This window comes from Herbidospora mongoliensis (assembly GCF_001570545.1).
Lineage (GTDB): Bacteria > Actinomycetota > Actinomycetes > Streptosporangiales > Streptosporangiaceae > Herbidospora > Herbidospora mongoliensis.
In genome coordinates this window covers 225673-239510 of record NZ_BBXD01000015.1, presented here as the reverse complement: position 1 = coordinate 239510, position 13838 = coordinate 225673, and the positions used below count along the sequence as shown (strand labels likewise).

The following is a 13838-nucleotide window of genomic DNA, read 5'->3' as shown; positions in this document are numbered from 1 at the left end:
GGGGACCTCAGGAGGCTTAGAACATGGGCGAGCGTGCACTTCGCGGTACCCGGCTCGGCGCGACCAGCTACGAGAACGACCGCAACACCGATCTGGCACCCCGCCAGGAGGTGTCCTACACCTGCCCCAGGGGTCACCGCACCACCGTTCCGCTGGCCGCTGAAGCCGAGATCCCCGCGAGCTGGGAGTGCCGTCACTGCGGCTCCCCCGCGCTCCGGGTCGACGCCGAACAGCCGCAGCAGAAGAAGGCCAAGCCCCCACGCACCCATTGGGACATGCTGCTGGAGCGCCGCTCGATCGAAGACCTCGAAGAGGTCTTGAACGAGCGACTGGCCATTCTGCGGGCTCAGCGACGCAAGAGCGCGTAGGCCCCATCCCACCACCGACGCGAGGGCGTCTTCCGGATCATCCGGAAGACGCCCTGTCGCATTTCAGCCCTGTCGCGTTTCAGGCCCGGTCGCGTCTCAGCAGGAGACGTCCACCTTCAGGATCCCCTTGGTGTCCGGCAGGCGCGGCTCGACACTCAGCTCGACGTACTCCCGCCCGCTGACGGTGCCCACCGGCGTCCAGTTCTGCTTGGCGGACAGCTCGGTGACCACCTGCTGCTGCCCCAGCAGCCGGAAGCGCACCGGGTCGAAGACCAGCTCGTCGCGGAAGCCGTCTCTCTGGACGCCAACGGTGATCGCCGGCCGCCCGGTGGTGTTCTCCCGTCCCCGGGTCACGATGAGGCCGGGGAATCCGGCGGCGAACCTCAGCAGGGCGGCCGTCCGCTCCGGGTGGAAGGCCGTCAGGTCGAGCAGTTCGGCGATCTGCCGGAACTGGAAGCTGGGCGGGTCGCCCGGCCTCCGCACCACGAGGGGACGGAGGTCCTGCGGCCACTCGCCCGGGTCACGGTGGAAGCACAGGTCCGAGAACAGCGTCTCCTCGCCGCCTCCGACGGTTCTCAGCCACGGGCCGCTGCCGTCGGCGGGCGTCCAGACGTCCACGCGGTTGATCGTGCCCTTGCGCTTGCGGTGGTCCCACCCCCGGTGGGTGGAGTGCAGGTGGAAGTAGGCCCCGGGCTTCACCCGCGTCACCGGCGGCGGCGAGTCGAGCGCCGCCTGGGCGGCCCGCAGCAGGATCTCCCCGCCGGTCGGTTCGGACGGCTCCGGCACGGCGGCCGGGACCGGGCGGAGCACCACGGCGGCCGTCGTGGCGAGCAGGGTGGTCATCAGGGCCGCCAGGAAGGGCTTCAGGATGCTCCGGCCCCGAGGGCGGCTCCTCCCGGCGGCGGCCGTGAACCGGGCGCGCGCGTCGGCCAGGTCGGCTTCGGTGGCCGGGGGACGGTCGAACAGGGTCTCAAGATCACGCATCGGGCGCCTCCAGCGCGGTCTTCACCTTGGCGCGGGCGCGGTTCAACCGGGAGCGGACCGTCCCCACCGGGATCGACAGGGCCAGCGCCACCTCTCCGTAGGTGAACTGGGCCCAGGCGACCAGCAGCAGCACGTCGCGGTCTCCGGGTTTCAGCGAGGCCAGGGCGCGCAGCAGCGGCCGGTTCACGGCCAGGGTGGTGACGCCCTCCTCGACGAGGGCGGCGATCGTCTCGTCGGGGCCGGTGCGCGCGTAGGCGCGGTAGCGGGCCGTCTCCCGGCGGCGGTGCTTGCCGACCAGGTTGGAGGCGATGCCGTAGAGCCAGGGGCGGGCGTCGGTGTGGCGCGGGTCGTAGACGTGGCGGCGGCGGAAGGCGTCGAGGAAGGTGTCGGAGACGACGTCGTCGGCCACGTCGGGGCCTAATCGGCGGGCCACGTAGGCGTGCAGATGGGGTGCGTGCCGGTCGAACAGGGCGGCGAAGCACTCGGGCTCGGCCAGGGAACGCTGGATGAGGTCGTGATCCCCGGCCGTCGCAATGGCATCCCTCATGGGATCCTCTCGGGCGGTGCGGCTTGACGATCTGCTTTCACCGCGCGCCGCCCGAAGGGTTCACGTCAGTCGTCGACGACCTCGCCGCGCACCACGTTCTCGCGCGGGTTCTCGCGCCGCGAAGGCTCCTGCGCCGGCATCCCGGCGATGAACGGCGCGTACGGCGAACGGGCCGCCATGGCCTTCACGCGCCGCCCGAGGAACCAGGCCGCCCCACGCCGCGCGATCGGCCGGGTGAACGGAAGGATCATGAAGAACCCGAAGATGTCGGTGATGAAGCCGGGGGTCAGCAGCAGCGCGCCACCCGCCACGATCAGCGCGCCGTCGGCCAGTTCCTTGTCGGGCATGCGGCCCGACTCGATCGCCTCCTGCAACGCGGCCCAGGCCCGGCGGCCCTCACGCCGCACCAGCCAGGCGCCCAGGAGGCTGTCGGCGATCAGCAGCCCCACGGTGGTCCACCCGCCGATGACCTCACCGATCTGGATCAGCAGCCAGATCTCCAGCACCGGCACCACGAGAAACGCCAGGAACAGCCCGATTCGCAGCATTCGTCACACCTCCACATGCGAGCCTACGAGGGTTCCAACGAAGCCGCGTGAAAGCCGGGTTCCCCGCTCAGCCGCAGGCGTAAACCTCCACGTGCGCCGACGGAACCGATGCCCACCCGCTGAGACACCGCAGGCGTGAGCCTCGACGACGACAGCAGACCCGACACACCCCCAAGCAGCAGGCGAATCCTACCGACGGCGACGGAACCTTTCCGGCAGGCCCGTCACGCCCCACACGCTGATGCGCCACAGGGCCTCGGTCATGACGTCGCGGTTCATCTTGCTCTGCCCGACGGCCCGGTCGACGAAGGTGATCGGCACCTCGGTGATGCGCAGCCCCTCGCGGACCGTGCGCAGGGTCAGGTCGACCTGGAAGCAGTAGCCCTGCGACTGCACGTCGTCGATGCCGATCTTGCGCAGGGTGGTGGCCCGGTAGGCGCGGAACCCGGCGGTCGCGTCGCGGACCGGCATGCCGAGCATGATCCGCGTGTAGGTGTTGGCGCCCCGCGACAGGAACTCCCGCGACTGCGGCCAGTTGATGACCTTCCCGCCCGGCACCCACCGCGACCCGATCGCCAGGTCGGCGCCCCCCTCGACCGCCGCGAGCAGCTTGTGCAGCTCCTCGGGCTGGTGGGAGCCGTCGGCGTCGATCTCCACGAGCACGTCGTAGTCGCGGTCGAGGCCCCAGTTGAACCCGGCGATGTAGGCGGCGCCCAGGCCCTGCTTGCCGGGCCGGTGCAGCACGTGGACGTGACCGTCGCGCTCGGCGATCTCGTCGGCGATCTTGCCGGTGCCGTCGGGGCTGTTGTCGTCGGCCACCAGGAGGTCGGCGTCGGGCAGGGCCGAGCGCAGGCGCTCGACGATGCGCGGCAGATTGTCGCGTTCGTTGTAGGTGGGAACGATAACGAGCACGCGCCCCAGCATCCGGTCCATCGGCTCCTCCTAGTCCCGTCGGCTCCGCCGCGCGGCGACCCCGGAGGCCACTGCGACCACGGCCGCGCCCGTTCCCGCCATCATCAGAATGATCTCGGGCCAAACACCTACCCGAGTCGCGAGCGTGTCACTCGTCCGCACCTGCGCGGTGACCACGTTCATGGCCGCCACCAGTTCGGGCGTCTCCCACAGGATGCTCCCGTCGGGGGCGACGTGCGCGGAGATGCCGGTGGTCGCCACCGGGATGACCGCCCGGTTGTGCTCCACCGCGCGGATCCGCGACATCGCGAGCTGCTGCGGCGGCAGGTTCGACAGCTCGTAGGTCGCGTTGTTGGTCTGCACCACCAGCGGCGAGCCGCCCGCGCGGACGGTCCCGTTGACGACGGTGTCGAAGGCCACCTCGTAGCAGCTGACCGCGCCCACGGTGACCGGCCCGACCTTCAGGTCGCCCGGCTCGTCGCCGGGGATCGACTGCCGCCCGACCAGGTTGGCCCGCTCGAACAGGCTCAGAACCAGGTCCTTGTACGGCGTGAACTCCCCGAACGGCACCAGCTTCTGCTTGTCGTAGTGGTCGCCCGGTCCGGTGACCGGATCCCACACGACGCTGCGGGTGGCCCGGGAGTCGTCGCCGATCGCGACCACGGCCCCGACGAGCACCGGCACGCCGACGTCCTTCACGGCCGCGTCGATGATCGCGTAGGCCTCGGGGCTGCGGTAGGGGTCGATGTCGGTGGAGTTCTCCGGCCAGACCACCAGGTCGGGCTTGGGGTACTTGCCGGCCCTGACCGCCTCGGCCAGCCGGTGGGTCTCCGCGGCGTGGTTCTTCAGCACGACGGCGGGCTCGGCCTCGGACAGGCCCAACCCACCGTTGCGGGGCACGCTGCCCTGGATCACCCCGATGTTCACCGTCTTGCCCTCGTCGCCGTGGAGGGGAACGAGCATCCCGACCACTGGTAGGGCTACCACCCCGGCCGCCGTCAGCGCGACCACGCGCTCGCGGTAGTCACGGGTGAACAGGTGAACGGCCAGGTAGGCGAGCAGGCAGCCGGTCAGGGCGACGGTGAAAGTTACAAGGGGCGCGCCGCCGAGCGAGGCGTATTTCAGGTAGGGCGCGGTGCCCTGGGAGAAGGCCAGCCGGGCCCACGGGAAGCCGCCGACCGGGAACGTGCTGCGGCCCCGCTCCTGGAGCACCCACAGACAGGCGGCCCAGAGGGGCCACAGGCGCATCCGGATCACCAGGGACACCAGGAGTGCCTGGACGGCCCAGAAAACGCTCTCAATGGCGACCAGGGCCAGCCAGGCGTCTTCCCCGATGGGCCTCACCCACGCCATCGCGGGGAGCATGAAAGCCAGGCCCGCCAGGTAGCCGATCCACAGGGCGCGGCGGGGGCGCACTCCGTACACGGAGGCGATCACCGGGGCGACGCCGAGGGGGGCGCAGAACCACAGGCCCAGCGGCGGGAAGGCCAGGAAGATCAGCAGACCGCCGGCGATGGCCAACGCGGCGCGCCCCCACGTGGGCGGCGCGAACGCCGGGGCGGTCGACCTCACGGTCGCCGTTGCGAGCACGCGTCTCCTTCGACCAGACCGAACGGGGGGCTGGTCGGAACGCTACCGCGCCGGACGGCAGGTCCCAAAACAGGCGGTCGAACACGCGGGGACGACAAGGCAATGGTCCTTGAGTTCTCCTGTGGCCACAGGAGAACTCAAGGACCATCCGGCTACGCACAAGGCACGGGTGCCACGTGCCCAGGCCCATCTCACGAGACGGTTCAGAGCCCTGAGCGCCCTTCGGACCGGTTCCGTCCCGTCGGCGGCGGGCGCGGAGTTCCGTTGTCTACTGGGCGCCAAAACCCTTCCCGGGTCCAACCCCCCACCCGGCTGGAGTGCCCCGCCCCGACAAAAACGCCGGCGCCGCGCCTGGCTGAGCTACAGAGCGTCCCGAAGGTGCGGGTGACGCTCGTCACGGACGCGGAATCCGACGATGTCTGGGAACGGCCAACCGGTCAGTCCCGTGCTGGACTCCGCAGCAAACTACCGAGCTGAGCGCAGATGTCAACCAGCTCCCCAGCAGCGGGAACACCAAGTTTTCGCAGGTGGGACAGGTCGGGGCAAGGGCCGCTATCGGAGGCTGGCCAGCACCTCGGGCAACGGACCGGTGTGGACGACGCAAAGGCGCTGGGTCGCCCTGGTCAGGGCCACGTAAAGGTCGCTCGCGCCGCGCGGCGACTCGGCCAGGATCGCGGCCGGTTCCACCACCACGACGGCGTCGAATTCCAGGCCCTTGGCCTCGGTCACGGTCAGCACCGCCACCTCGGCGTCGAGCGCCTCGGGACCGGTCATGTGGGGCATACCGACGTCGACGCCCTCGGGGACGATCACGACCAGCCGGCCGTCGGGCACCTTCTGCTGCTCGATGATCCCGGGCAGGTCCCTGACCAGGTCGGCGGTCTGCACGGCGGTCGGTTTCTCGCCGCTCTCGCGGACCGAGTCGGGGGCCTTCAGCGCCGGGTCGACGAGCGTGAGCACGTCGGCCGCGACCGCCATCAGCTCGACGGGAGTGCGGTAGTTGACGGTCAGCTGGGACTCCCGCCAGCGGCCCTGCACGTAGGGGTCGAGCACCGTCTTCCAGCTCGGCGCGCCGGCGGCCGAACCGGTCTGGGCGATGTCGCCGACGATCGTCATCGACCGCGACGGGCAGCGGCGCATCAGGGTGCGCCAAGCCATCGCCGACAGTTCCTGGGCCTCGTCGACGATCACGTGGCCGAACGACCAGGTGCGGTCGCGGGCGGCGCGCTCGGCGGTTGTGAGATATCCCTCTTCCGCCTGCTGGCGTTCGGCGAACTTCTCGGCGTCCATGATGTCGGCCAGGCCCGTCATCTCCAGGACCTCGCGGGCGTAGGCGAGCTGCTCCTCACGCTCCTCCTCGGCGCGGCGGGCGGCCCGCAGCACGCCCTCGTCGATGTCGCCGAGCAGTTCGGCGGCCTCGTCGAGCAGCGGCACGTCGGCCTCGCTCCACCACTGCTGGCCCTTGCGCGGGTGCTCGCGCAGCAGCAGCGCGGCCTCCTTGGGGCTGAGCCCGGCGGCGGTCATCCGGTCGGTGGCGGTGAACAGGCCGATGAGGAGCTGGTGGGGGGTCAGATAGGGCCACAGCTTGTTGAGCGCGACCTTCACCGGCTCCTCGGTGCGCAGATCCTCACGCAGGTCGGCGAAGTCCTCGTCGGAGAGCATGCCCCGGCCGAGCTGGCGGGCGGCCTGCTTGGTCAGCGCGTTCAGCAGGTGCCGCACGAACACCGAGCGGGCCTGGTTGTGCGGGCGGCGCGACTTGACCGCGCGGCTCTTGGCCGCCTCGAAGGTCTGCCGGTCGAGTCGCAGCGTGTAGCGGGAGAGCCGGATCTCGACCGGCCGGCCCGGCATCCGCTGCCGGTCGGAGATGGCGCGGGCGAGCACGTCGGCCATCCGCAGCCCGCCCTTCAGCGCCGCCGCCGGGGCCGGTTCTGGCCGCTTGGCGACCACCCCGGGGAACAGCTCCCCCACGGTCGACAGCAGCACGTCGGTCTCGCCGAGCGAGGGCAGGACCTGCTCGATGTAGCGCAGGAACGTGAGGTTCGGCCCGACGATGAGCACCCCTCGCCTTTCGAGCTTCTCTCTGTACGTGTAGAGCAGGTAGGCCGCCCGGTGCAGCGCGACCACCGTCTTGCCGGTGCCGGGGCCGCCCTGCACGACCAGCACGCCCGACAGGTCGCCCCGGATGATGCGGTCCTGTTCGGCCTGGATGGTGGCCACGATGTCGCGCATCCGGCCGGTGCGGGTCTCCGACAGGGCCGCCAGCAGGGCGGCCTCGCCGTTGAGGGTGGCGCGGTCGTCGGCGGTGAGGCTGTCGAGGTCGAGCAGGTCGTCGTCGACCGACACGACCGTCCGGCCCTTGATGTGGAGGTGGCGGCGCCGGGTCACGCCCATCGAGACGGCCGGGGTGGCGCGGTAGAACGGCTGCGCGACCGGGGCCCGCCAGTCGATGAGCAGGCGCTGCTGCTCGTCGTCGGTGAGCCCGATGCGGCCGATGTAGAAGCGGGTTTCCTCGGCCCCCGGCGCCAGGTCGATGCGGCCGAAGCACAGGCCGCGCTCGACGGCCCACAGACGGGCCAGACGCTGGGAGTACATGACGGCGAAGTTGTCGCGCTCCGACCGGTTCTGGTGGGTGCCGAACGCGCCCTGGGCTAGCACGCCGTCGAGCTGCGCGCGGGTGCGCACCCGCAACAGGTCGAGCCGGTCGTAGAGGCCGGCGACGTAGTCGCGTTCACGGGTCAGCTCGGGCGCGGATGACTGTGGCATAGGCCGATAGATTCTACGCGTACCGCGAGGGAGACCGGTCACGATGCGGTTTCGGCCAATTGACTATTTCGGAAGGTTTCTTTACTTTCTCCAAAGTGAGCCAGCCGACCCCAGGGACCCCCAGCCTGCTGCGGGCCATCAACGACCGCGCGGCGCTTCGGGTACTCCTCGACCGGGGTCCGCTGACCCGGCCCGAGCTCGGCGCCCTGACCGGCCTGTCCAAACCGACCGCCTCCCAACTGCTGCTCCGTCTCCAGGAGGCCGGGCTGGTCGTCCTCGACGGCATCCGCGAGGGCCTGCCGGGCCGGACCGCCGAGCTCTACCGCATCAACGCCGGGGCGGCCCATGTGGCGGCGCTCGACGTGACCCGCGACCGGGTCGAGGTCGCCGTGGCCGACCTCACCGGTTCTGTCGTCGGTACGTCCGTGCTGCCGACCCCCGGCCGGACCCGGGGCGACGTGGTCGACAAGGTCCGCACCGCCCTGGCCGACGCCTGGCCACATGCGGTCAACCGGGTCGTGATCGGCATACAGGGCGCCGTGGATCCGGGCACCGGCCGTCTCGGGTACGCCGCCCACATCCCGGGCTGGCACATCCCCGACCTCGTCCAGACCCTCTCGGCGGGTGTCGGCACGCCGGTCGACGTGGAGAACGACGTCAACCTGGTCGCGCTGGCCGAACGCGCGCACGGGGGGCACCAGGACTTCGTCCTGCTCTGGGTCGACTCGGGCATCGGCTCGGCGATCGTGCTCGGCGGGCGGCTGCACCGGGGGGCCACCGGCGGCGCCGGTGAGGTCGGCTACATGCCGGCCGTCGGCGCGCCGACCGCGCGGGACGTCGGCAAGCGGGTCGACCACGGATTCCAGGCCCTGGTCGGCGGCCCGGCGGTGCTCCGGCTGCTGCGGGCGCGCGGAATCCGTGGAACGTCCGCGCCGCAGGCCGTGGAACGCGCCGTTCAGATCGCCGCCGACGGCGGCCGGCACGCCGAGGAGGCCGCCGAGGGGCTGCGGGAGATCGCCCGGCGGCTGGCCATGGGGCTGGCCTCGATCACCGCCGTGCTCGACCCTGATGTCATCGTGCTGGCCGGCGGGATGCCGCTGGCGGGCGGCGAGACGCTCCTGGCGATGACCGAACGCGAACTGCACGCCCTCACGCTGCCCCGGCCGCCGCTGCGGCTGTCGGCCGTCGAGGGCAACCCGGTGCTGGCCGGGGCGCTCCATTTGGGACTCGGCGTGGTCCGCGACGAGGTTTTCGGATCTACCGTTCATGGAGGATGAGTGAAACTCGCCGTTGTCGGGGGCGGCTCGACGTACACACCAGAGCTGATCGACGGCTTCGCGCGGCTGCGCGACGAGCTGCCGCTGAGTGAGGTCGCCCTGGTCGACCCGGACGCCGGTCGGCTGTCCCTGGTCGCCGGGATGTCCCGCCGCATGCTGGCCCGCGCGGGACACCCCGCCGTGGTGACCGAGCACGCGGCGGTCGGACCGGGTGTCGACGGGGCCGGGGCGGTGCTGCTGCAGCTCCGCGTGGGCGGCCAGGCGGCCCGGAACGTGGACGAGACGCTGCCGCTGGAGTGCGGCTGCGTCGGCCAGGAGACCACCGGAGCCGGCGGCCTGGCCAAGGCGCTGCGGACGGTCCCGGTCGTGCTGGAGATCGCCGAGGAGGTGCGCCGCCGCGCGCCCGGCGCGTGGATCGTCGACTTCACCAACCCGGTCGGCATCGTGACCCGGGCGCTGCTGGACGCCGGGCACCGGGCCATCGGGCTGTGCAACGTGGCCATCGGGATGCAGCGCCGGTTCGCCGGGCTGCTCGGGGTGCCGTGGCAGTCGATCGGGCTGGGTCACGTCGGGCTCAACCACCTGACGTGGGAGCGGTCGGTGACCGTCGACGGCCGAGAGGTGCTGCCCTCATTGATCGAGGAGCACGCCGCCTCGATCGCGGCCGAGGTCGGGCTGCCCGAGTGGATCCTGCGCGACCTGGGGGTCGTGCCCTCCTACTACCTGCGCTACTTCTACGAGCACGACAACGTGGTCGCGGAGCAGAGGGTCAAGCCGTCCAGGGCGGCCGAGGTGGCCGCGATGGAGCAGACCCTGCTGGACATCTACGCCGATCCTTCGTCGGATACCAAACCCGAACTGCTGGGCAAGCGGGGCGGCGCGTACTACTCGGAGGCGGCAGTGGCCCTCCTCGCGTCGCTGGTCGGCGACCGGGGCGACGTCCAGGTGGTCAACACCCGCAATGGGGACACGCTGCCGTTCCTGCCCTCTGAGGCGGTCATCGAGGTGCCCGCCGTGATCGGCGCGTCCGGTGCCACGCCACTGCCGGTGGGTCCCGTCGAACCGCTCTACCGTGGGCTGATCGCGAGCGTGTCCGCGTACGAGGAACTGGCCCTGACCGCGGCGATCGACGGCGGGGAACGCCGCGTGCGGGACGCCCTGCTCGCCCACCCGCTGGTCGGCCAGTCGGACCTGGCGACCGGCCTGGCCTCGCGGCTCGTCGCCGCCAACCGCACCCACCTGCCGTGGGCCCCGTGATGAGACCCGTGATGCGGACCATCCTGGCGATCGACGGCGGCAACAGCAAGACCGACATCGCGCTGATCAGGGAAGACGGCCTCGTCGAGCGCACCTGGCGCGGCGGCCCCTTCACCCCGCAGAGCAGCGGGGTGGCGGCGGCCATCGACGTGATCGAGATCGCCGTCGGCCCGGGACCCTACGCCGACCACGTCTTCGCCTACGTCGCGGGCGCCGACCTGCCGATCGAGGAGGTGCGGCTGCGCGACGAGATGGCCCGCCGCGGCTTCGCCCCCGAGATCGTCGTCGGCAACGACACCTTCGCCCTGCTGCGGGCGGGCGCGAGCGGCCCGTGGGGCGCGGCGGTGGTCTGCGGCGCCGGGATCAACGCCGTCGCCGTCGGCCCCGACGGCCGGGTGGCCCGTTTCCCCGCGCTCGGCCGGTTGTCGGGCGACTGGGGCGGCGGAGGCGGCATCGCCGAGGAGGCGCTCTGGCACGCCGCCCGCGCCGAAGACGGCCGGGGACCCGCGACGGCGCTGGCCGGCGTGGTCCGCCGGGTGTTCGGCACGGCGACCGTCGAGGAGGCCGTGATCGCCCTGCACTTCGGCGATCTGGCCTACGAACGCCTGCACGACCTGGTCGCGCCGTTGCTGGAGACCGCGCGCGCCGGTGACGTGATCGCCTGTGAGGTGATCACGCGGCTGGCCGACGAGATCGCCGTGCTCGGCATCGTCGCCATGCGCCGCATCGACCTGCTCGACATCCCCTGTGAGGTGGTGCTGGGCGGTGGCGTGCTGACCGCCCGCGACCCGCTTCTGACGGAGCTGATCGAGGCCAGGTACACCGCCGGGGCCCCGCACGCGAAACTCGTCGTCGCCGACGTCCCCCCGATCGTCGGCGCGGCCTTCAAGGGCCTGGACGCCCTGAACGCCGCCCCCGAGGCCTACGATCGCGTCAGGGCGGCCTTCTAGACGGCGGGCGGCCGGTAGTCGTAGGGAGTGGAGAGCACGACCGTGGTCCGGGTCGACACGTTGGCGGCGGCCCGGATCTGGTTGAGCAGCTCCTCGAGGTCACGCGGCGACCCCACCCGTACCTTGAGAATGTAGCTCTCCTCGCCCGCCACGCTGTGACACGACTCGATGGCAGCCAGATGGCGCAGCCGGTCGGGCGCGTCGTCGGCGGCGGCGGGGTCGATCGGCTTGATCGACACGAAGGCGGTCAGCGGCAGCCCGACCTCGTCGAAGTCGACCAGCGCGGCGTAACCCTTGATCACGCCGCGTTTCTCCAGCCGCCGCACCCGTTGGTGGACCGCCGACACCGACAGCCCGGTCTCCTTGGCCAGATCGGTGAAACTCATCCGCCCGTCGGCCGCCAGCAACGCGACAATCCGCCTGTCGATCTCCTCCATCTCGCAAACGGTACGGCAATCAGACGATCACCAGATCCAGGGGCGAATTGTTGAGCCGGGAAACCCCGTCTTCTGTGCAGATGACGATGTCCTCGATCCGGGCGCCGTGCTCTCCCGGCAGGTAGATGCCGGGCTCCACCGAGAACGCCATGCCCGGCGCGAGCGCCTCGTCGTTGCCCGCCACGATGTAGGGGTCTTCGTGCGACTCCAGCCCGATGCCGTGGCCGGTGCGGTGGACGAAGTAGTCGCCGTAACCGGCCGCCGCGATCACCTCACGGGCCGCCGCGTCGATCGACTCGCAGGTCACGCCGGGGCGCACCGCCTCGCAGGCGGCGTCCTGGGCCGCGCGCAGCACCGCGAAGTAGCGCGCGTAGTCGGCCGGGGGCTCGCCCACGCAGTAGTTGCGGGTGGAGTCGGAGCAGTAGCCGGTGGCCATCGTGCCGCCGATGTCGACGACCACCGGCTCACCGGCCCGGATCACCCGGTCGGACACGTCGTGGTGCGGCGAGGCGCCGTTCGGGCCCGACGCCACGATCACGAAGTCGATCGTCACGTGGCCGGCGGCGAGGATCGCGTCGGCGATGTCGCGGCCGACCTCCCGCTCGGTCCGGCCCGCCTTCAGCAGCGAGGGCACCAAAGCGTGCACCGCGTCGATGGCCGCCCCGGCCTGCGCCAGCGCCGCCGCCTCGGCGGGCGACTTGCGCATCCGCAGGTCACGCAGCACGCTCGACGCGAGCCGCTGTTCCGCGGCGGGCAGCGCGGCGCGGAAGCGCAGCGACTGCATCGCCCACATCCGGTCGGCCAGCGCCACGCTGCCGACGTCGCCCAGGCGGTGGGCGACGACCGCGTAGGGGTCGTCGGTCTCGTCCCATGGCACGAACTCCACACCCAGACGCCCGGCCACGGAGGCCTGGGCGGCGGGCAGTTCGAGTCGGGGCACCATCATGAACGGTTCGCCGCCGTCGCCGGGCACCACCAGACAGGTCAGCCGTTCGAGCGCATGGGCGTCGTAACCGGACACATAGCGCAGATCAGGGCCGGGGGTCAGCAGCAGGGCGCCGACGCCGGACGCCGCGGTGGCCGATCGCACCAGGTCGAGGCGGTCGGCCGAAAACACGTCAAGGGACTCCGTTGTCACAGCGTCATACTAGAAGTGGCGTGGATCGACGAAAAACCCCGTCGGCCTGTCTAGACCGATGCTACGCTCCGCACAGGGCCGTTTACGGCTCGTCCCCTATCTGTCACTTCTCACCCCGTTTGGACCATGCGTTTCTCGAGAGCGAGCCTCACCATGACCGGCGAAGCCGGTGGCGAGCAGCCGCCCCTACACTCCGCCGAGGAGCCTGCCCTCGTCGGCGCCCACACGGCCGCCGACATGGTCACCTCCTTGCGAGACCGGCTCGACCTCACCGAGGCGCGGCTCGCCGAACAGCGCGAGCTCACCTTCCTGCTGCGCGACGCGATCCTGCCAGAACCCGGCGCCGACCTGATGCTGCCCAACGCCAGGATCGCTGTGCGCTGCGTGCCGATGGAAGAGCGTCCGGTCGGCAGCCATCACCGGCAGGTCGCGGGCGAGCCCGAGCAGCTGCTCAACGTGCTCGGCGGCGACTGGTGGGAGGCGAGCACGCTGCCCGACGGGCGCGTGTTGCTGGCCGTGGGCGACGTGTCCGGTCACGGGATCCCCGCGATAGCCCACATGGCCCAGCTCCGCCACGGCCTGGCCGCGCTGGCGATGACCGGCCAGGGTCCCGGCGCGATGCTCGGCTGGCTCAACACGCTGACGATGACCCGCCTGGCCGACACCACCGCCACCGCCGTCGTCGGCCTGTTCGACCCGAAGACGCTGCGGTTCACCTGGGCCGGCGCGGGTCACCCGGTGCCGGTGCTGGTGCGCGGCGGCGTCGCCCGGACGCTGGTCGCCCCGCCCGGCGTCCTGCTCGGCGCCACCCACAAGCCGATGTACGGCGTGGCCAAGGTCCAGCTCCGCGCCGACGACGTGCTGGTGATGTTCAGCGACGGGCTGATCGAACGGCGTGACCGCGACATCGACGAGGGCGTGGCCCAGGTGCTCGCGGCGGCCGGGGCACTGAGCGTGGCCGACCTGCCCGACGCGGTCGACGCGATGCTGAAAACCGTCGGCGGGCCCAATCCGCGCGACGACACGTGCCTGCTCGCGGTGGGTGTGCTGGGAGCATAGACGGGTGC

The 13838-nt window shown here is 71.5% G+C and carries 13 protein-coding genes; 5 read left to right on the top strand and 8 right to left on the bottom strand.

Features of this window, described 5'->3' with window-relative positions; all coding sequences use genetic code 11:
- The first annotated feature begins 23 nt into the window (after positions 1–23).
- Complete coding sequence (locus tag AW272_RS22335; RefSeq protein WP_066368462.1) at positions 24–368, top strand: RNA polymerase-binding protein RbpA; 345 nt, start codon at positions 24–26, stop codon at positions 366–368.
- 96 nt (positions 369–464) lie between these two features.
- Here the strand turns inward: AW272_RS22335 and AW272_RS22330 are convergent, their stop codons facing one another.
- From AW272_RS22330 to AW272_RS22305, 6 genes are all read right to left on the bottom strand, one after another.
- Complete coding sequence (locus AW272_RS22330) at positions 465–1352, bottom strand: hypothetical protein (RefSeq protein ID WP_066368459.1); 888 nt, start codon at positions 1350–1352, stop codon at positions 465–467.
- Entirely contained in the window at positions 1345–1899 is a 555-nt protein-coding gene (locus tag AW272_RS22325; protein ID WP_066368453.1) for an RNA polymerase sigma factor, read from the bottom strand. Before AW272_RS22325 ends, AW272_RS22330 begins: the two co-directional genes overlap by 8 nt.
- Positions 1900–1964: 65 nt before the next feature.
- Complete coding sequence (locus AW272_RS22320) at positions 1965–2447, bottom strand: FxsA family protein (RefSeq protein ID WP_066368452.1); 483 nt, start codon at positions 2445–2447, stop codon at positions 1965–1967.
- Positions 2448–2636: 189 nt separating this feature from the next.
- Positions 2637–3359, bottom strand: coding sequence for a polyprenol monophosphomannose synthase (locus AW272_RS22315; RefSeq protein WP_439649154.1), 723 nt, complete (start codon positions 3357–3359; stop codon positions 2637–2639).
- 30 nt (positions 3360–3389) lie between these two features.
- Positions 3390–4949, bottom strand: coding sequence for an apolipoprotein N-acyltransferase (lnt, locus tag AW272_RS22310; protein ID WP_245657672.1), 1560 nt, complete (start codon positions 4947–4949; stop codon positions 3390–3392).
- Between the two features lie 552 nt (positions 4950–5501).
- Positions 5502–7712: a HelD family protein gene (locus AW272_RS22305; protein ID WP_066368449.1), complete on the bottom strand. Its 2211-nt coding sequence runs from the start codon at positions 7710–7712 to the stop codon at positions 5502–5504.
- Positions 7713–7807: 95 nt separating this feature from the next.
- Between AW272_RS22305 and AW272_RS22300 the strand changes: the two genes are divergently transcribed.
- The 3 genes from AW272_RS22300 to AW272_RS22290 are packed head-to-tail and all read left to right on the top strand — an operon-like array spanning position 7808 to position 11196.
- Complete coding sequence (locus tag AW272_RS22300; RefSeq protein ID WP_066368447.1) at positions 7808–8989, top strand: ROK family transcriptional regulator; 1182 nt, start codon at positions 7808–7810, stop codon at positions 8987–8989.
- Positions 8990–10246 carry a 6-phospho-beta-glucosidase gene (locus AW272_RS22295; protein ID WP_066368445.1) on the top strand — a complete coding sequence of 419 codons (1257 nt, stop codon included), beginning with the start codon at positions 8990–8992 and terminating at the stop codon, positions 10244–10246.
- An 11-nt stretch (positions 10247–10257) separates the two neighbouring features.
- Positions 10258–11196, top strand: coding sequence for an N-acetylglucosamine kinase (locus tag AW272_RS22290; RefSeq protein ID WP_066368444.1), 939 nt, complete (start codon positions 10258–10260; stop codon positions 11194–11196).
- On the opposite strand, the gene AW272_RS22285 is transcribed toward AW272_RS22290, so the two are convergent.
- Positions 11193–11633: an Lrp/AsnC family transcriptional regulator gene (locus tag AW272_RS22285; RefSeq protein WP_066368442.1), complete on the bottom strand. Its 441-nt coding sequence runs from the start codon at positions 11631–11633 to the stop codon at positions 11193–11195. The genes AW272_RS22290 and AW272_RS22285 overlap by 4 nt on opposite strands.
- Positions 11634–11652: 19 nt before the next feature.
- Positions 11653–12771, bottom strand: a complete 1119-nt coding sequence (locus AW272_RS22280) for a M24 family metallopeptidase (protein WP_066368440.1) — start codon at positions 12769–12771, stop codon at positions 11653–11655.
- 126 nt (positions 12772–12897) lie between these two features.
- On the opposite strand from AW272_RS22280, the gene AW272_RS22275 reads away from it, so the two are divergent.
- Positions 12898–13830, top strand: a complete 933-nt coding sequence (locus tag AW272_RS22275) for a PP2C family protein-serine/threonine phosphatase (protein WP_083958563.1) — start codon at positions 12898–12900, stop codon at positions 13828–13830.
- Positions 13831–13838 lie beyond the last annotated feature (8 nt).